Below are 18,604 nucleotides of genomic sequence, written 5' to 3'. Positions count from 1 at the left end.
CGTTTGAAAGTGAAATCAGACGGGAAAACAAGCTAAGAAGGAGTGATTTAGGTGGCAAAATTTACATATGATGTCGTTATAATCGGAAGCGGTGCAAGTGGTACAACGGTTGCATTTGAAGCACAGGCAGCAGGGTTAAAAGTAGCAATTGTAGAAGAGCGGAATTGGGGTGGAACGTGTGTACTCAGAGGATGCGACCCTAAAAAAGTTCTCATCGGAGCAAGAGAAGCAAGAAATCTGTCCACCAGACTACGCGGCAAAGGCATTAAGCAAGCAGCGACGATTAGCTGGACAGATTTAATGGCATTTAAAGAAACTTTTGTCGAGAATGTGCCAGAAAGTCGTTTGGCAAGCTTTCAAGAAGCTGGGATTGAGACATTTTTTGGGGCAGCTAGTTTCCAAGATTCCCATTCCTTGCAAGTCGGCGATGATTTAATTTATGCTGAAAAAATTGTCATCGCAACAGGAGCAACACCAAGCACGTTAAAAGTAGAAGGGAAAGAATACATTCAAACTAGCGATGATTTCTTATCACTTGAAAAACTCCCAGATTCTGTCGTTTTTATTGGTGGAGGTTATATTTCATTTGAATTTGCTTCTATAGCACTCGCAGCTGGGAGAGATGTACACATTATTCACCATAATAGTGAACCTTTAAAGAAATTTGATCCTGATTTCGTAGCGGCATTAGTTGCCAATATAAAAGATGAAGGCATTCATTTCCATTTTGACACAGATATTACTAAAATTGAAAATGATGGTGGGAAATTGCATATTAAAGGTAAAGATAGCTTTTCATTACAAACAGATTTAATTATTGGAGCAACTGGTAGAATGCCAAACATCGCACATCTATCTTTAGAAAATGCAAGCATCGATTACACTAAAAAAGGCATTGTCGTTAACGAAAAACTTCAAACACCTAACAACCCTCATATTTATGCATGCGGTGATGTCGCTGCGACAAAAGGTGCAGCACTAACACCAGTTGTAAGCTTGGAAGCAGCACTTGTGGCTAAAAATGTTATAGGCGGAAACGAAAAAATAACTTATCCAGCGATACCAAGCGTCGTTTTCACTAGCCCAAAACTTGCAAGCATTGGTATAAGTACAGAAGAAGCTAAAGCAAATCCGGAAAAATACCAAATTAAAAATCATGACACAACTAGTTGGTACACATACAAACGAACAAATGAACAAATTGCACTTGCAAAAATCATTGAAGACAGAGAGTCAGGGCAAATCAAAGGCGCTCATTTTCTTAGTGAAGAAGCAGATTATATGATAAATTACATTGCCATCTTAATGAAAGCAAATCTAACTTTAGCTGATTTACAATCTGTTATTTTTGCCTACCCATCTCCAGCAAGTGACTTAACTGCTTTGAACTAGAGGCTAAATATGTTATAGTGAGGGAGAAATTCGCATAAAAGGAGCAAATAAGATGGAAATTTGGATCATTGCCGGAATATGTGCTTTCTTAATTTTTATCGCAGGTATCGTAATTTTATTTTTCCCAGCCAGACGGAAGATTGGTGCTATTTTAACTAGTGCAGGGATGTTATTAATGGTTGGCTCCATTATTGGTATCATTGTTAGTTTTTCACATTATCAGCAAGTACAAAATGATGTGTTCAATTATTCTTCTAAAGGAACAAGTCAAGCAACCCCAGAAGAGACGAAGACGTATAAAGTTAACTATGAAGATTCCGCAGATAATATTAAGAAAAAAATCACTACTGTGACGGTCGAAAAGAAAGAAACTTATTCAACATCCGCAAGTAAGCCAGTAGATGGTAGTATTACTATCGCTTTAGAAATTACCAACAATGCAGCTAAAACACTCGAAACCTATCCAAACCAAGGACAACTAGAGGCAAACAAGTTAGATTTAAATGGAGGAGATGCTGTTTTATCTAATTTTGATACAACTGAAATTAAGCCTGGCGAAACTGCCAAAGGAAAAATCGTTTTTCCCGTAGATGATTTAGACAAAGTTTCTGATATTACATGGATTTCTTATAGTTTTCTAAGCTATCTGAAAGATTCATCCACACCAATCACGACAGAAACTGGTAAAATTGAACTAAAATAAAAACAATATCCCGCAGATGGGATATTGTTTTTTTGTCATTATTCTGCTACGTTCATTACTTCTTTTAGATACTCATCATAAGAAATTTCTTTATTGTAAAATTGGTCTTTTGATAAGTTAATGATGCGAGTTGCAATTGTTTGTAATAACTGATGATCGTGAGAAGCAAAGATTATTGCGCCTTTAAATGCTTCCAAGCCGTTATTTAATGCTGTGATGGATTCTAAGTCCAAGTGGTTAGTAGGTTCATCTAGTAAAAGAACGTTAGAACCTGAAAGCATCATTTTGGATAACATACAACGAACTTTTTCTCCACCAGATAAGACGCGTACTTTTTTAAGTACTTCATCGCCACTAAATAGCATACGACCAAGGAATCCGCGTAAGAAGGCTTCACTGTCATCTTCTGGAGAGAATTGACGTAGCCATTCTACAAGACTCATGTCGTTTTCCTCAAAGAATTCGGAGTTGTCTTTCGGGAAGTAGCTTTGGCTTGTTGTGATACCCCATTTATAGCTACCTTCATCAGGCTCCATTTCGCCAGCAAGGATTTGGAAAAGAACGGTTTTTGCAACTTCATCATCGCCAACTAAAGCAACTTTGTCATTACGATTAATTGAGAAAGAAAGATTATCAAGAATCTTCACGCCATCAATTGTTTTAGACAAATTTGTCACTGTCAATAAATCATTTCCAACTTCACGGTCCGGTTTGAACTGAATGAAAGGGTAACGACGACTAGAAGGTTGAATATCTTCCAGCGTGATTTTTTCGAGCATTTTTTTACGGCTTGTTGCTTGTTTGGATTTCGATGCATTCGCACTGAAACGAGCAATAAAGTCTTGTAATTCTTTCATTTTTTCTTCTTTTTTCTTATTACGATCGCCCATCATTGTTTGAGCTAATTGGCTTGATTCATACCAGAAATCATAGTTTCCGACATATAATTTAATTTTGCTGAAATCAAGATCCGCAATGTGCGTACATACTTTATTTAAGAAGTGACGGTCATGGGATACAACGATAACAGTATTATCAAAGTTAATTAAAAATTCTTCTAACCAATGAATCGCACGGATGTCAAGGTGGTTAGTAGGCTCATCCAGAAGTAGGATATCTGGTTTACCGAATAAAGCTTGTGCAAGAAGCACTTTCACTTTTTCTCCACCAGTTAAATCTTTCATTAGTTTTCCGTGTAAGTCAGTAGGGATACCTAAGCCGTTTAATAAAACAGCAGCGTCAGATTCCGCTTCCCAACCATCTAATTCAGCAAATTCGCCTTCCAGTTCTGCAGCACGGATACCATCTGCATCGCTGAAATCTTCTTTCATGTAAATGGCATTTTTTTCGTCCATAATTTTATATAGACGTTCATGTCCCATAATTACTGTGTTGAGGACAAGTTCATCATCATACTGGAAATGATCTTGGCGAAGGACAGCTAGACGCTCACCTGAACCAATATGCACATTACCACTTTGTGAATCAAGCTCGCCAGAAAGCACTTTTAGGAACGTTGATTTACCAGCACCATTTGCGCCAATAAGACCATAACAGTTACCTGGTAAAAATTTAATCGAAACATCTTCAAATAGCTTTTTATCGCCGTAGCGTAAGCCAACATTATTTACAGTTAACATTTTCTTCCTCCAATACTAAGTTACTTCTCCTTGAAATCAGAAAAAGCACAATTACTTCTATTTTAACATGGTTAGTGTAGCAAAGAAAGCATACACGCATAAATAAATGTTATAATATCAAAATAAGGAGGAGAGCCGGATGGATTACGAGCAAACTTTACAAGAAAAAGTCGCGCTTTGTCTTACTTTACAAGCCGCTAAAGAAACTTTCCCATTTGATAAAAAAACGCACGCCTTAACGGTTGGCGGTAAAATATTTGCACTGATACATCTATACCACGGGGATTTATATATAAGCGTTAAATGTCAGCCGGAAAGAATTGATTTGTTGCGCGATGAATATTTGAGCATAAAACCAGGCTATCATTTAAATAAAAAGCATTGGATTACGCTCGTTATTAATGAAAAATACGATGTGGAAGCTGAAACTGAATTTGCGTTAATTCAAAATAGTTATCTGCTTATTTTTGATAAATTGCCGAAAAAAGCACAAAACACTGTGAAATTTTCTGCAAATGACTAAAGAAAAGAAAAAATTCTTTACAAAAAAGAAGTGCATGCTATAATAATTGTTGTACGATAATTTCATAGACGTTACCACAGGGGGGGCTTCTTAGCTGAGATTGAGTCCACGTGTTTTTGGATTCTGACCCTTTGAACCTGTTCGTTAATACGAGCGTAGGGATTGTGGCGATTGCATTTCTAACCATAGAAACTGCTTTCTTCTGGGGTACGTTTTTGACCAAAAAGAAGAGGGGAGTTTATTTTTTTATGCAAAACAAACGATTAATCATTTTACTTGAGTGTGCTATCTTTGCTGCAGTGGCGATGGTATTAAGTTTCATACCGCTAGACATTGGTTCCAGTTTTTCCATTTCGCTTGGCATGATTCCAATGTATGTCATCGCAATCCGTCGAGGTTTTTGGGCGGCTGGATTCGCTGGACTATTATGGGGCTTACTGCATTTCTTAACAGGTAAGGCTTATATTTTAATGCCATCCCAAGCAATTATTGAGTATATTTTGGCATTCAGTTTTATTGCTTTCAGTGGTGTCTTCAGCAAGCAAGTTCGAAGTAATTTAGCTGCTAATCAACTCAAAAAGGCAATCGAATGGGCGTGGGGAACCATGATTATTGGAGGATTAGCTCGATATTTTTGGCACTATGTTGCAGGAGTATTATTCTGGGGGGCTTATGCATTTCAAGGTTGGGGGGCACAACTATTTTCTATCGTGATGAATGGGGCCAGTTGCCTTGGTACCGTCCTTGTTTCAGGTATCATTATTTCGATATTATTGAAGACCTCACCAAAATTATTCTTACCAAAATAACCAAAAGGCCCAGAAGCATTTGCTTTTGGGCCTTTTTAAGTGTGTTATAATTAAATAAATACTATATTGCAGCTTATTACAATGCTCATTTTCACGATTACAAGTTTAGCATCGATGTCACACGTGCCACAAGTACGAAATCATCTTGTTTAGTAACTTCCGTTTGAATGTAACACTGTCTTTAAGCTGTTTTTTTGTATTTAAAAAGTTTAAATCTATACTAGTTAGGGAAATTAGTTATCGATTGCCAATTTTTTGGTAGTGGTAAAGAAAAAATGGAGGTGTGTAGGCGTGTTAAAATTCGAACACGTAACGAAGACTTATAAAGGGGGCAAAAAAGCGGTTAATGATCTAACACTTAACATCGATAAAGGAGAATTTGTTTGTTTTATCGGTCCAAGTGGTTGTGGGAAAACGACAACAATGAAGATGATTAACCGGCTTATTGAACCTACAGAAGGAAAAATATTTATTAATGATAAAGACATCATGGCGGAAGATCCCGTCAAACTAAGACGTTCTATTGGTTATGTTATTCAGCAAATTGGCTTGATGCCACATATGACGATTCGCGAAAATATCGTCCTTGTACCAAAATTACTTAAATGGTCCGAAGAGAAAAAACAAGAAAGAGCAAAAGAATTAATTAAATTAGTTGATTTACCTGAGGAATTTTTGGACCGCTACCCTTACGAATTAAGTGGTGGACAGCAGCAACGTATAGGTGTTCTGAGAGCTCTTGCGGCAGAGCAAAACTTGATTCTGATGGATGAACCTTTTGGCGCGCTAGATCCAATTACTCGTGATTCCCTACAAGAAGAATTCAAAAATTTGCAAAAAGAACTTGGTAAGACGATTATTTTCGTTACCCATGATATGGATGAAGCGATTAAACTGGCAGACCGTATCGTAATTATGAAAGATGGCGAAATCGTTCAATTTGATACCCCAGATGAAATTTTGCGCAATCCAGCGAATTCATTTGTGGAAGATTTCATAGGTAAAGATCGCTTAATCGAAGCGAAACCTGATGTTACACAAGTAGCACAAATCATGAACACAAATCCAGTCTCTATTACAGCGGATAAATCACTCCAAGCTGCGATTACTGTCATGAAAGAAAAACGAGTAGATACGTTACTTGTTGTGGATGAAGGTAATGTTTTAAAAGGCTTTATCGACGTAGAGCAAATTGATTTAAATCGTCGTACAGCAACTTCTGTTATGGACATTATCGAGAAAAATGTCTTTTATGTTTATGAAGATACCTTGCTTCGTGACACTGTACAACGTATTCTAAAACGTGGATATAAATACATTCCTGTAGTGGATAAAGATAAACGGCTTGTCGGAATTGTTACTCGTGCCAGCTTAGTTGATATCGTATATGACTCCATTTGGGGTACTTTAGAAGATGCGACAGAAAACCAGGAGGAACAGGCGGATTCCAAAACGACAGAACCAGAAATGAAGCAGGAGGGATAAGCTATGGACGCAATTGTTACATTTTTTCAAGAAAACGGCCATAACTTGCTTGTTCAAACATGGCAACATTTATTTATCTCCCTATCTGCTGTTATTTTAGGTATTGCAGTTGCGGTACCAACTGGGATTTTACTCACGCGTTCACCAAAAGTAGCGAACTTTGTTATTGGTGTTGTTAGTGTTTTGCAAACCGTTCCGTCTCTTGCTATTTTGGCGTTTATTATTCCGTTTCTTGGCGTTGGAACGTTACCAGCGATTATTGCGCTATTTATTTACGCGCTTTTACCAATTTTACGAAACACGTTTATTGGTGTTCGGGGAGTCGATAAAAATCTAATTGAATCTGGTCGTGGCATGGGAATGACGAATTGGCAACTAATTGTTAATGTCGAAATTCCTAACTCCATCTCCGTTATTATGGCTGGTATTCGTTTATCTGCTGTATACGTTATCGCTTGGGCGACGCTTGCTTCTTACATTGGAGCTGGTGGACTAGGAGACTTTATTTTTAATGGTTTAAACTTATACCGTCCAGACTTAATTCTTGGTGGGGCAATTCCGGTTACCATTTTAGCCCTTGTAGTAGAATTCGCGCTTGGAAAATTAGAATATCGCTTAACACCAAAAGCCATCCGTGAAGCTCGGGAAGGGGGAGAATAACATGAAGAAAAAATTTATCGCGTTATTCAGCGTTTTACTACTAACGAGTTCCCTTTTCTTATCTAGCTGCTCTTTACCAGGACTTGGAGGCAGTTCCAAAGATACTATTCGGATCGGTGCAATGGCAACAACTGAATCTCAAATCGTTTCTAATATTTTAAAAGAATTAATTGAGCACGATACTGGCTTAAAAGTAGAAATCGTCAACAACCTCGGATCAACTATCGTTCAACACCAAGCGATGTTAAATGGGGATGTAGATATTACTGCTACTAGATACACCGGTACAGATTTAGTTGGTCCGCTAGGCGAAGAAGCTATAAAAGATCCAGAAAAAGCCTTAGCAGCTGTTAAGAAAGGTTTTGAAGAGCGTTTCCACCAAACCTGGTTTGATTCTTACGGTTTTGCGAATACGTACGTGTTTATGGTTCGCCAAGACACTGCGAAAAAATACAATTTAAACACCGTAAGTGATATGCGAAAAGTAGAAAATGAGCTCACTGCTGGTGTGGATAATTCTTGGATGGAACGCGAAGGAGATGGCTATAAAGCATTTTCGAAAGCCTATGATATCGAATTCAAGAAAATCTTCCCCATGCAAATCGGCTTAATCTACACAGCACTTAAAAACAATCAAATGGATGTGGCGCTTGGTTATTCAACAGACGGCCGTATCCCAACTTACAATTTAAAACTATTAAAAGATGATAAGAAATTCTTCCCACCATACGATGCATCTGCATTAGCAACAGACGAAATTTTAAAGAAACATCCGGAATTAAAAACGACTATCAATAAATTAAAAGGTAAAATTTCGACAGAAGAGATGCAAAAACTTAATTATGAAGCAGATGGCAAGTTGAAAGAACCATCCATCGTAGCACAAGAATTCTTGCAAAAAAATAATTACTTTGAAGGTAAAAACTAAGGAGGTGCCAAAAGATGGACACATTAAAACAATTAATTGATTATTACCAAACAAATGGAAGTTATGTCATGGAAGAGTTCTGGCGGCATTTCTTAATGAGTGCTTACGGAGTTATCTTCGCAGCAATCATAGCGATACCGCTTGGAGTATATATTGCAAGAAAAAAACGCTTAGCTGGTTGGGTTATCCAAATCGCTAATATCATCCAAACAATTCCGGCACTAGCAATGTTAGCCGTACTTATGCTTATCATGGGCTTAGGGACGAATACAGTCGTCTTGTCCTTGTTCCTATATTCTTTATTACCAATTCTAAAAAACACCTACACGGGCATTAGAAACGTTGATGGAGCGCTTTTAGAATCTGGTAAGGCAATGGGGATGACAAAATGGCAAGTACTACGCCTCATCGAAATGCCACTCGCATTATCTGTTATTATGGCGGGTATTCGAAATGCACTTGTTATCGCTATTGGTGTAGCAGCAATTGGGACATTCGTTGGAGCAGGAGGCCTCGGTGATATTATTGTACGCGGAACAAATGCAACAAATGGTACTGCTATTATTTTAGCTGGTGCTATTCCAACCGCAGTAATGGCCATATTAGCCGATGTACTTCTTGGTTGGGTCGAACGCACACTAAACCCAGTTAAAAACAAAAGAAAACCACTAACCGAAGCCTTATAAAAATATGCGAAAACACAACCTATCATTTATGCATAGAGGTTGTGTTTTTCGTTTGACAAAGAATGTTTCCCGTAGTAAACTTTTTATCATAAATGAAAGAAGGTCAGGGAGCATGAAAAAAGATAAAACAGAACGTACAAAACAAAGCTGGAGAAAAGCACAGAATGCTCCCAGCTTAAGTGAAGTAAATAATTCCGTAGCTATTCCTAAAAACGCGAAATTTTTCCGTAAATTATTTGCCTTTATGGGGCCAGGTGCACTTATTGCGGTCGGCTATGTCGATCCAGGGAACTGGGCAACTTCTATTGCCGGTGGGTCAGAGTTTGGCTACACGTTATTATCAGTTATTTTAATTTCTAATATTTTAGCCGTTTTACTACAATCACTTGCATCCAAATTAGGCATTGTCACCGGTCGCGATTTAGCCCAAGCCTCTAGTGATCACTTTTCTAAACCATTTGGATTCGTCCTTTGGATTTTAGCTGAATTAGCGATTATTGCAACGGATATCGCAGAAGTCATCGGTAGTGCGATTGCGCTTAATTTACTATTTGGTATTCCGTTAATCTGGGGCGTTTGTATTACAGCATTAGATATTTTTCTCGTATTATTTTTACAACATAAAGGTTTCCGCTACATAGAAGTTATTGTTATTACTTTAATGGTTACGATTCTTGTATGTTTTGGGGCGGAAATGGTAATGTCACATCCAGATATGCAAGCAATTGCAAAGGGATTTATTCCACAATCAGAAATTGTTACTAATCCAGCTATGCTTTATATCGCACTTGGTATCCTTGGGGCAACAGTTATGCCACATAATTTGTATTTGCATTCATCTATCGTGCAAACCAGACAATATGCCCGAACAAAAGAAGGGAAGAAAGAGGCAATTCGTTTTTCATTTATCGATTCCACTTTTTCCTTAACGATTGCTTTATTAATTAATGCATCGATTTTAATTTTAGCTGCTGCTGCCTTTTATACGACCGGTCAACATAACGTCGCTGGTATTGAGGATGCTTACAAATTACTTAATCCAACGCTTGGAAGCAGTATCGCCAGCACCGTTTTTGCAGTAGCATTACTTGCATCAGGGCAGAACTCTACTTTAACAGGAACATTGGCTGGCCAAATCGTTATGGAAGGTTTCTTAAACATCCGTTTAAAACCAGTGGTACGTCGTTTGTTAACGCGTGTACTAGCAATCGTTCCAGCTGTAATAATCACAGCACTCTACGGAGCAAACGGTATCAATGAACTACTAATTTTTAGTCAAGTTATTCTGTCTATGCAATTATCATTCGCGGTTATCCCATTAGTAATGTTTACAAGTGACAAACAAAAGATGGGCGAATTCGTCAACCCAACATGGTTAAAAATCATTTCTTGGGCTGTTGCCATTTTCATTGCAGTCTTAAACATCTACTTGTTATTTTATACTTTGACCTCATTATAAAGTAAGAAAGAAGACAATAATTATATTATGTAAACAATTAAAAATAATTTTCTCATTTCTTTCCCTCGAAATTTTCATCTTTATACTATATAATTGAATTATATAATACTAATGGCGTAGTAAAGGTGTTGATTAACGATGACGGATAAACTATTAAAACAACATAAAAGGCTTTTAGAACAGCAACATAAACTACCGTACACAATCAATTTGGACGGTGAAGTATTTACAATTATTATTTATACTAAATTAAGCAAAGTGGCTGGTGTAACAGTACTAAATTCACAAGAAGAACCAGCAACTGTGAAAGAAGCAGAAGCAGTAGTTAATCGCATTCAAAAGTACAACTTCTATTTTGAATACTTAGGTAAACGAGCACACGTAATTAAAGAACGCGATAGCATTATTGCTGAAAAAATAGAACAAACACAATTGATTTTAAATGATAATACTATTTTTGGTGAAAAAATGCAGCCAACTATTGATGAACTTAATTTAGCGATGGAAGTTTATAAACAACAACAACGCAAAATGGATGTTTATCAAGAAGATATTACTCTACTCAACCAAAAAATCAAAATGCAAGGTGAAATTTTGGAAGAAGACTGGGAATCTGCTGAAAATTTATCAATTGCATTTGCTAAAGCAGCTTATGCGCAAAGTATTTATTTAGAAGCGACCCGAAAAAATCGCAAACAATTAGCAAAATGGTTCCATCTTCATCAAAAAGAATTACCCACGGACAAACAAAAAGCACTTGGGAAAATGGTATCTGTTCTTAGTGACACAAATGCCGGTCTTGTTTTCGATCAAATCATTTCACTTAGACCATTACTCGAAGAAGGTTTGATGCTTGATCACGAACAATCACTAACCCAAAGAGCCGCTGAATTCAACAAAGAATTTGAAACACATTGTCGTTTCTATAAACCAAACATTAATAAAGTTAAAAACTTAATTAGACAATAAAAAAAGCGAAGTGGTTTTTACGCCACTTCGCTTTTTTATTTAATAATACCTTGATCTTTCAAATAGTCTTTGGCAACTGTATAAGCTGATTTGCCATTTACATTCACTTCGTAATTCATTTTGCGCATTTCATCATCTGTAATCTTCCCAGCTAGTTTATTTAATGGTTTTTTCAGTTCTGGATATTTATCTAATGTTTTTGTCAGCATTAAAGGTGCACCTTGATAAGGAGGGAAGAGCTGCTGATCATCTTCCAGTACTTTTAGTTTATATTGCGCGAGTTCGCTATCTGTTGAATAGGCATCTAGTAAATTGATATCTCCAGACTTAATTGCATTGTATCGCAGTTTTGGCTCCATTGTTTTCAAATTGGAGAACGTGAGTCCGTATTTATCTTGAATGCCTTTATAACCATCTGATCGGTCTTTAAACTCCAGTGTGAATCCAGCTTTTACTTGGTCAGATACTGGACCAAGATCAGATATTTTTTCTAAATTGTTTTCTTTAGCGAATTCAGGCGAAACCGCAAGTGCATATGTGTTATTGTATTTCATTGGTTTTAAGTAAGTCATATCAAAATCTTTAGCCAAACCATCACGGGCTTGCGTATACACTTCTTCTGGATCATGTGTTTTAGCATTTTCTTTTAAGAAGGTTTCTAGCACTGTGCCCGTAAATTCAGGATAAATATCAATATCGCCTGATTTTAGGGCGTTGAATACGAAGCTTGTTTTCCCCATATTTGGTTTCACGTTAACTTTTAAATCCGTTTCATCCTCAATAACTAATTTGTACATATTAATTAAAATTTCTGGTTCTGCTCCTAATTTACCAGCAATAGTAATTTCCTTTTTATCAGACGCAAAATAAGGAACGACGATAATTGCGGCAGTTAATAAGATACCTGCTGAAATTGTAATAATCGTGCTTTTGAAAGATGCTTTTTCAAGGAAACGTAGTAGGAAATCAAACAAAATAGCTAGTAAGGCTGCTGGAATTGCACCTAAAAGAATTAAACTATTATCGTTGCGATCAATCCCGAGTAAAATCAAGTCCCCAAGTCCACCTGCACCAATTAAGGCAGCAAGTGTCGCTGTACCGATGATTAATACCATCGCTGTACGAATACCAGCCATAATTACTGGCATAGCAAGAGGAAGTTGTACTTTGTATAATCTTTTCCATTTGTTCATTCCCATTGCGCGTGAGGCTTCAACAAGGGCAGGATCGACTTCTTTTATCCCAGTATATGTATTCCTCAAAATAGGTAAGAGGGCATAAATAACAAGCGCAATAATCGCTGGAACTATCCCAATACCAACGAGTGGAATTAACAAACCAAGTAGTGCCAGAGAAGGAATTGTTTGAAAAATAGCGGCTACTTGAATAATTGGTTCAGCGAGTCGCTTATGCCTAGTTAAATAAATCCCAAGAGGTAAAGCAATTAACACCGCTATAAAAAGAGAGACAAAGGAAATTTGAATATGTTGCACTAAAGCTGTGAATAGTTCATCTTTACGGACAGTAAATGTATCTATAAGAGTATTCATACAAGCTCACCTGAACTTTCCAGATGACGCGCTAAGAATTGCATCACATGTTTATTTGACACTGTACCGATATAATTACCTGCTTCGTCCGTAACAGGAATTGATTGTTCTTCCGCGATTCGCCGAACAAGATTTTCGACAGGCTCCGTTGATGAAATTCCAAGTGTACCATCACTAGTTTGGTACGAATAAAACAGATCAGCTTCTATTAAGTCATTCACCGTAAAGTTTGCTTCTAAAATTGGCGTATTGAAAGCATGTCCGGATGCTAAAAAGTCTTTAACGAAGTCATTTTCTGGATTTTTCATAATTTCTTGTGGTGTTGCTACTTGGACAATTTCGCCGCCTTGCATTACGCAAATTCTGTCACCTAGCGCCAAAGCTTCTTGCATATCGTGGGTAACGAATACAATCGTTTTCTTGATTTTCTTTTGAAGTGCGGAAATATCTTGCTGTAAGCGTTGGCGAGAAATGGGGTCAAGCGCACTGAAGGGTTCATCCATCAAAATAATTCCTGGATCTGCTGCAAGCGCACGAACAACACCAACCCGTTGCTGTTCACCACCAGATAATTCAGCTGGTTTGCGATGACGATAACTTTCAGGGTCCAAGCCAACACTATCTAATAATTCCGTAATCCGGTCATGAATTTTCTCCTTGCTCCATTTTTTCAATTCTGGAACGATAGCGATATTTTCTTCAATAGTCATGTGAGGAAAGAGCGCAATTTGTTGTAAAACATAGCCGATATCCCAGCGAAGTTCATGAATATCATAATCACTAATTCGCTTTTCATTAATATAAATGGTTCCAGTTGTCAGTGGAATCAAGCGATTAATCATTTTTAGCGTTGTTGTTTTCCCGCAACCACTCGGTCCGATGAAAACAAAGAACTCGCCGTCTTTTATGTCCAAAGTTACATTATTTACTGCTGCTGTTTTATCATCGCTGTATTTTTTGGATACATTATCAAAACGAATCATTTTTTCATCCCTTTCCTTTTTAATCGAATGTATGTTCTATATCATAACATTTTTAATTTTATTACTCAAGAACATATCATCCAATTACCCTAAATCATCCCTAAATATTCCTGATTTAAGAAAAAAACTATGGAATTCTTTGTAAAAGAGAGGTTCCATGATAAAATAAAGGAAGTGATTTTTAAACTACAACCATGAAAGGTTTGAAATAAATAATGAATAACTTACAAACAAAGTTTCCGCATATAGCGATTAAATTAAATGAACCGTTATCTAAGTATACCTATACAAAAACAGGCGGTGCAGCTGACGTATTCGTTATGCCAAAAACAATAGAAGAGGCGCAAGAAGTGGTGGCATACTGTCACCAAAATAAAATTCCACTTACTATTCTTGGTAATGGTTCCAATCTAATCATTAAAGACGGGGGAATTCGCGGTGTTATCTTACATCTCGATTTACTACAAACCATTGAAAGAAATAACACCCAAATTGTCGCAATGAGTGGCGCCAAACTCATTGACACTGCAAAATTTGCACTGAATGAAAGCTTAAGCGGACTTGAATTCGCTTGTGGTATTCCTGGATCTATTGGGGGAGCGCTACATATGAATGCAGGAGCATACGGCGGCGAAATTAGTGATGTTTTAGAAGCTGCAACCGTACTGACACAAACAGGCGAATTAAAAAAACTAAAACGTTCTGAACTAAAAGCAGCATATCGCTTTAGTACTATTGCAGAGAAAAATTACATCGTATTAGATGCCACTTTTTCTTTAGCATTAGAAGAAAAAAACCTAATTCAAGCAAAAATGGATGAACTTACTGCGGCACGTGAAGCTAAACAACCATTAGAGTATCCATCTTGTGGTAGTGTATTCAAACGTCCACCTGGTCACTTTGCTGGTAAATTAATTCAAGATAGTGGCTTGCAAGGGCATATTATTGGCGGTGCGCAAGTTTCTTTAAAACATGCTGGATTTATCGTTAATATCGGTGGGGCAACTGCGACTGATTACATGAATTTAATTGCTTACGTCCAACAAACCGTACGCGAGAAATTTGATGTAGAGTTAGAAACAGAAGTTAAAATCATAGGCGAAGATAAATAGAGGAGGGCATCCATTTTTGAAAGAGCTTAGTTCATTTTTACAAAATCGTAGTGTGCGGCGAGTTGGCGTATTTATATTAATTGCCTTCGTTTTATACTTATTAAGAAGCCAAATGAATATTATTTTACTAACATTCATTTTTTCTTACCTTATTACACGTTTAGAGAATTTTATTTTACGGAGAATCTCCATTTATCGGCAAATTATTGTATTGTTACTTTATGTTTTAATCGCCGCAGTTATCATCTTTGTATTTGTTAAGTACATTCCTGTCTTAGCGGATCAAATAAATCAACTGGTGAAATTCGGAAATACTTTCTTAACGACAGATAGCAACAATGATTTCATTAATTACATTGTTAGTTTAGCGAATCAATTTGATATTATGAAATACACAGAACAGGGTGTTTCAATGATATTAACTTATTTAACTAATGTGGGAACTGTATTGATGAACGTCTTTATCGCACTAATGTTAAGTCTATTTTTCTCGCTCGGAAAAGAACATTTAGTTTCATTCACGAATCAATTTTCTACTAGTAAAATTGGTTTTATCTATGAGGAAGTAAAATTCTTTGGCTCCAAATTTGTTGCTACTTTTGGTAAAGTTATTGAAGCACAATTTATCATTGCGCTTGTGAATGCAATTTTAACCACGATAGCACTTTGGATTTTAGGTTTTCCGCAATTGATGACTTTATCCATAATGGTGTTTTTGCTTGGTTTGATTCCGGTAGCAGGGGTGATTATTTCTCTCGTCCCGTTAACTATCATTGGTTATTCTATCGGCGGCGTGGAATACATTTTCTACATTTTAGTCGTTGTTATTATTATCCATGCACTAGAATCTTATGTCCTTAATCCAAAACTTATGTCAGCGAAAACAAATTTACCAGTTTTTTATACTTTCATTATTCTTATTTTCGGAGAGCATTTCTTCGGAATTTGGGGATTAATCGTTGGTATTCCAGTTGTGATGTTCTTCTTAGATGTGCTCGGTGTGACGAATCAAGAAGAAATCGAACAGCCAAAAGACACAATCAGTCATACGTAATTCACACGGGGGTTCTTCCAGATTTTCTGGGAAATCCCTGTTTTTTTGAAGGGGGAGAAAATAATGGAAAAACATCTTTTTGTGATTTCATTAGACGCACTTGGAGCACTTGATTTAAAAGATACGACAGATTTGCCCGTTTTACGGGAATTAATTAAGACAGGAACTCACATCCAAGAAGTTGAAACCATTTATCCATCACTGACATATCCAGCGCATACAAGTATTATCACAGGACATTATCCCGCAACTCATGGGATTATTAATAACACGAAAGTTCAACCTGAAAAAGATTCTCCTGATTGGTATTGGTATAAAAAAGCCATTCAAGTACCAACACTTTATGATTTAGCAAAAGAGAAAGGGATGACGACCGCTGCATTTTTATGGCCGGTTGCAGCAAAAAGTGGAATTGATTATAATATTGCCGAAATTTTTCCGAATCGCTTTTGGTTAACGCAAATGATGGTGTCATTACATGCTAGCTCACCATTGTTTTTAATAGATATGGACCGGAAATTTGGTCATCTGCGGAAGGGAATCAACCAACCAGACTTAGATATATTTTTGACAGCTAGCGTAGTTGATACAATTAAAGCGAAAAAACCAAGATTACTTTTAACACATTTGGTTGATATGGATAGTATGCGACATGCGCACGGAGTAGATTCCCCTGAAGCAAAAGCGGCCTTAAAACGACACGATGAGCGTTTAGCTGCGATTATCCAAGCTGCAAAAGAAGCTGGAATTTATGAAAATACTGTCTTTGCTATTCTAGGCGATCATTATCAAATTAATGTAACACACGCCATACGCCTAAATGTCCTTTTTGCCGAACAAGGCTGGATAACCGTAGTGGACAATAAGATTACGGAATGGAACGTCTACGCTAAAAGTTGTGACGGCTCCAGTTATATTTACACAAAAAATGATTTACATAACCAAGAAATCCAGCATTTACTTCAAAGCATGGCTGAAATAGAAGAAATTTTCCCAAAAGAAGAAATAGTACTTCGTGGTGCTGATCCTGATGCTACTTTTATGGTTGAAGGGAAGACTGGTTACTATTTTATGGATGATTTATATGGTCCGGTTTACGAGAAAGTCACTGATGAAATGCTTGGAAAACCAGGTTACTATAAAGCGGTTCACGGTTATTCTCCTAAAAAGCCAGCTTACAAAACCACGATTATTTTTAATGGACCTGGCATTAAAAAAGGAGACAAAATCAGCAATGCTCATTTAGTTGACGAAGCGCCTACATTTGCACACATTTTGGACTTACAATTTCCAAATACTGCTGGCTCTGTCATAGAAGCGATATTTGAATAGAAAAGGGGAGAAACACACTTGGCATATACAAAAGAGGAGAAAAGTTGGATTTTTCAAGATTGGGCGAATTCCGCCTACTCAATCATGATCACAACAGCGATTTTACCAATTTATTTTAAAGGGGTAGCAGCGAATGCTGGAATTGCTGACACTACGTCGACCGCGTACTGGGGATATGCAAACTCGATTGGGACGTTACTTATTTCATTACTTGCACCGATACTTGGAACAATTGCGGATTATCAATTTTTCAAAAAACGGTTTTTCGGTATTTTTACAGCCATCGGGATTGGCTTTACTTTCTTGTTAATTTTCATACCCACGGATGCCTGGCTATTGTTACTTGGATTTTATGTGCTGTCATTAATAGGCTTTTCAGGTGCAAATATTTTTTATGATGCGTTTTTAATTGATGTAACAACGAACGACCGGATGGATAAAGTGTCATCTGCCGGATATGCCTATGGTTATTTAGGAAGTTGCATCCCTTTTATTATCTTTATTATTTTCCAAGCGACAGGTATCTTGCCAATTAGTGATGTCGCACTCGTCAATATCGGTTTTGTTATGACAGCGCTTTGGTGGCTGTTTTTCACGATTCCCATGTGGAAGAACGTGCATCAAATTCACTATATTCCAGCGGTAAAACGTCCAGTCAGAACTAGTTTTAAAAGATTATTTCATACTATTAGCCACATTAGTGAACATAAAAATATTGTTATCTTTTTAATTGCTTATTTCTTCTACATAGATGGGGTTGATACGATTTTCCGCATGGCGACATCGTACGGGATTGATCTTGGAATTTCTCAGACAACATTAATTTTAATACTTTTAATGACGCAACTCGTTGCATTTCCGTTCACTTTATTATATGGGTATTTAGCTAAACGTTTCAGTGCAAAACCACTTATCTTTACCGCGATTTTTGTTTATATTATTATATGTATTTATGCGGTTTTCATGAAATCTGCGCTTGATTTTTGGATATTAGCAATGTTAGTTGGAACTTCGCAAGGTGGTATTCAAGCATTAAGTAGATCATTCTTCGGAAAAATTATTCCTAAAAAGCGTTCGAATGAGTTTTACGGATTTTATAATATTTTCGGGAAATTTTCAGCAATCATGGGACCGGCCCTTATGGGGGTAATCACACAAATTACCGGAAAAACGCAATACGGTGTGACTAGTTTAATTGTACTTTTCCTCGTTGGTGGTATTTTATTTGTATTCGTAAAAGAGAAAAACTTAGAAAATCTTTAAAACCTTTTAAGAAAGTCCTTATTTTCAAATGTTATCCTTGAGGTAGCCTTTGAAAA

General features: G+C 36.9%; 17 protein-coding genes and 1 riboswitch. Of the genes, 14 read left to right on the top strand and 3 right to left on the bottom strand.

From position 1 onward, the window contains the following. The first annotated feature begins 51 nt into the window (after positions 1 to 51). Positions 52 to 1,392, top strand: coding sequence for a dihydrolipoyl dehydrogenase family protein (locus tag CKV70_RS07270; protein WP_014600827.1), 1,341 nt, complete (start codon positions 52 to 54; stop codon positions 1,390 to 1,392). Positions 1,393 to 1,444: 52 nt separating this feature from the next. Continuing rightward, on the top strand, positions 1,445 to 2,095 hold the full coding sequence (locus CKV70_RS07265; RefSeq protein WP_003721937.1) for a hypothetical protein: 651 nt from the start codon (positions 1,445 to 1,447) through the stop codon (positions 2,093 to 2,095). Between the two features lie 38 nt (positions 2,096 to 2,133). Here the strand turns inward: CKV70_RS07265 and CKV70_RS07260 are convergent, their stop codons facing one another. Next, on the bottom strand, positions 2,134 to 3,735 hold the full coding sequence (locus CKV70_RS07260) for an ABC-F family ATP-binding cassette domain-containing protein (RefSeq protein ID WP_014600826.1): 1,602 nt from the start codon (positions 3,733 to 3,735) through the stop codon (positions 2,134 to 2,136). A 139-nt stretch (positions 3,736 to 3,874) separates the two neighbouring features. Here CKV70_RS07260 and CKV70_RS07255 point away from each other — a divergent pair, with 139 nt between their 5' ends. The 8 genes from CKV70_RS07255 to CKV70_RS07220 all read left to right on the top strand — a co-directional run bounded on the left by CKV70_RS07255 (position 3,875) and on the right by CKV70_RS07220 (position 11,254). Next, positions 3,875 to 4,258: an MmcQ/YjbR family DNA-binding protein gene (locus CKV70_RS07255; RefSeq protein ID WP_014600825.1), complete on the top strand. Its 384-nt coding sequence runs from the start codon at positions 3,875 to 3,877 to the stop codon at positions 4,256 to 4,258. A 69-nt stretch (positions 4,259 to 4,327) separates the two neighbouring features. Then, a riboswitch (TPP riboswitch) is annotated at positions 4,328 to 4,438 on the top strand. A gap of 68 nt (positions 4,439 to 4,506) precedes the next feature. Further along, on the top strand, positions 4,507 to 5,067 hold the full coding sequence (thiT, locus tag CKV70_RS07250; RefSeq protein WP_003732329.1) for an energy-coupled thiamine transporter ThiT: 561 nt from the start codon (positions 4,507 to 4,509) through the stop codon (positions 5,065 to 5,067). A 291-nt stretch (positions 5,068 to 5,358) separates the two neighbouring features. Then, entirely contained in the window at positions 5,359 to 6,552 is a 1,194-nt protein-coding gene (locus tag CKV70_RS07245) for a betaine/proline/choline family ABC transporter ATP-binding protein (RefSeq protein ID WP_003721933.1), read from the top strand. Positions 6,553 to 6,555: 3 nt separating this feature from the next. Continuing rightward, positions 6,556 to 7,212, top strand: coding sequence for an ABC transporter permease (locus CKV70_RS07240; protein ID WP_003721932.1), 657 nt, complete (start codon positions 6,556 to 6,558; stop codon positions 7,210 to 7,212). Between the two features lies 1 nt (position 7,213). Beyond that, the gene (locus tag CKV70_RS07235; protein ID WP_003721931.1) at positions 7,214 to 8,140 is read left to right on the top strand and encodes an osmoprotectant ABC transporter substrate-binding protein; all 927 of its coding nucleotides are present in this window, start codon (positions 7,214 to 7,216) and stop codon (positions 8,138 to 8,140) included. Positions 8,141 to 8,154: 14 nt separating this feature from the next. Next, positions 8,155 to 8,826 carry an ABC transporter permease gene (locus CKV70_RS07230; RefSeq protein WP_003721930.1) on the top strand — a complete coding sequence of 224 codons (672 nt, stop codon included), beginning with the start codon at positions 8,155 to 8,157 and terminating at the stop codon, positions 8,824 to 8,826. A gap of 112 nt (positions 8,827 to 8,938) precedes the next feature. Further along, positions 8,939 to 10,285: an Nramp family divalent metal transporter gene (locus CKV70_RS07225; protein ID WP_003721929.1), complete on the top strand. Its 1,347-nt coding sequence runs from the start codon at positions 8,939 to 8,941 to the stop codon at positions 10,283 to 10,285. Between the two features lie 138 nt (positions 10,286 to 10,423). Next, a complete protein-coding gene (locus CKV70_RS07220) occupies positions 10,424 to 11,254 on the top strand; it encodes a hypothetical protein (RefSeq protein WP_010990119.1) in 831 nt (276 codons plus the stop codon). 35 nt (positions 11,255 to 11,289) lie between these two features. Here the strand turns inward: CKV70_RS07220 and CKV70_RS07215 are convergent, their stop codons facing one another. Both CKV70_RS07215 and CKV70_RS07210 read right to left on the bottom strand, forming a co-directional pair. Next, a complete protein-coding gene (locus tag CKV70_RS07215; RefSeq protein WP_010990118.1) occupies positions 11,290 to 12,804 on the bottom strand; it encodes an ABC transporter permease/substrate-binding protein in 1,515 nt (504 codons plus the stop codon). Further along, positions 12,801 to 13,787, bottom strand: a complete 987-nt coding sequence (locus CKV70_RS07210) for an ABC transporter ATP-binding protein (protein WP_009926601.1) — start codon at positions 13,785 to 13,787, stop codon at positions 12,801 to 12,803. The genes CKV70_RS07215 and CKV70_RS07210 overlap by 4 nt, the downstream gene beginning before the upstream one ends. 215 nt (positions 13,788 to 14,002) lie before the next feature. On the opposite strand from CKV70_RS07210, the gene murB reads away from it, so the two are divergent. From murB to CKV70_RS07190, 4 genes are all read left to right on the top strand, one after another. Further along, positions 14,003 to 14,899, top strand: coding sequence for a UDP-N-acetylmuramate dehydrogenase (gene murB, locus CKV70_RS07205; protein WP_010990117.1), 897 nt, complete (start codon positions 14,003 to 14,005; stop codon positions 14,897 to 14,899). 16 nt (positions 14,900 to 14,915) lie between these two features. Beyond that, positions 14,916 to 15,953: an AI-2E family transporter gene (locus CKV70_RS07200; protein ID WP_003727446.1), complete on the top strand. Its 1,038-nt coding sequence runs from the start codon at positions 14,916 to 14,918 to the stop codon at positions 15,951 to 15,953. A 63-nt stretch (positions 15,954 to 16,016) separates the two neighbouring features. Further along, positions 16,017 to 17,285, top strand: coding sequence for an alkaline phosphatase family protein (locus tag CKV70_RS07195; protein ID WP_014600824.1), 1,269 nt, complete (start codon positions 16,017 to 16,019; stop codon positions 17,283 to 17,285). Between the two features lie 18 nt (positions 17,286 to 17,303). Beyond that, the gene (locus tag CKV70_RS07190) at positions 17,304 to 18,548 is read left to right on the top strand and encodes an MFS transporter (protein WP_014600823.1); all 1,245 of its coding nucleotides are present in this window, start codon (positions 17,304 to 17,306) and stop codon (positions 18,546 to 18,548) included. The last annotated feature ends 56 nt before the right edge of the window (positions 18,549 to 18,604 follow it).

It is taken from the genome of Listeria monocytogenes, assembly GCF_900187225.1.
Classification (GTDB): Bacteria; Bacillota; Bacilli; order Lactobacillales; family Listeriaceae; genus Listeria; species Listeria monocytogenes.
This window is presented reverse-complemented; position numbering and strand designations above follow the sequence as displayed.

Coding starts and splice junctions, on each gene's coding strand:
- CKV70_RS07265 (WP_003721937.1), top strand. CDS start 1,445: ATGGAAATTTGGATCATTGCCGGAATATGTGCTTTCTTAATTTTTATC.
- CKV70_RS07260 (WP_014600826.1), bottom strand. CDS start 3,735: ATGTTAACTGTAAATAATGTTGGCTTACGCTACGGCGATAAAAAGCTA.
- CKV70_RS07255 (WP_014600825.1), top strand. CDS start 3,875: ATGGATTACGAGCAAACTTTACAAGAAAAAGTCGCGCTTTGTCTTACT.
- thiT (WP_003732329.1), top strand. CDS start 4,507: ATGCAAAACAAACGATTAATCATTTTACTTGAGTGTGCTATCTTTGCT.
- CKV70_RS07240 (WP_003721932.1), top strand. CDS start 6,556: ATGGACGCAATTGTTACATTTTTTCAAGAAAACGGCCATAACTTGCTT.
- CKV70_RS07235 (WP_003721931.1), top strand. CDS start 7,214: ATGAAGAAAAAATTTATCGCGTTATTCAGCGTTTTACTACTAACGAGT.
- CKV70_RS07230 (WP_003721930.1), top strand. CDS start 8,155: ATGGACACATTAAAACAATTAATTGATTATTACCAAACAAATGGAAGT.
- CKV70_RS07225 (WP_003721929.1), top strand. CDS start 8,939: ATGAAAAAAGATAAAACAGAACGTACAAAACAAAGCTGGAGAAAAGCA.
- CKV70_RS07220 (WP_010990119.1), top strand. CDS start 10,424: ATGACGGATAAACTATTAAAACAACATAAAAGGCTTTTAGAACAGCAA.
- CKV70_RS07215 (WP_010990118.1), bottom strand. CDS start 12,804: ATGAATACTCTTATAGATACATTTACTGTCCGTAAAGATGAACTATTC.
- CKV70_RS07210 (WP_009926601.1), bottom strand. CDS start 13,787: ATGATTCGTTTTGATAATGTATCCAAAAAATACAGCGATGATAAAACA.
- murB (WP_010990117.1), top strand. CDS start 14,003: ATGAATAACTTACAAACAAAGTTTCCGCATATAGCGATTAAATTAAAT.
- CKV70_RS07195 (WP_014600824.1), top strand. CDS start 16,017: ATGGAAAAACATCTTTTTGTGATTTCATTAGACGCACTTGGAGCACTT.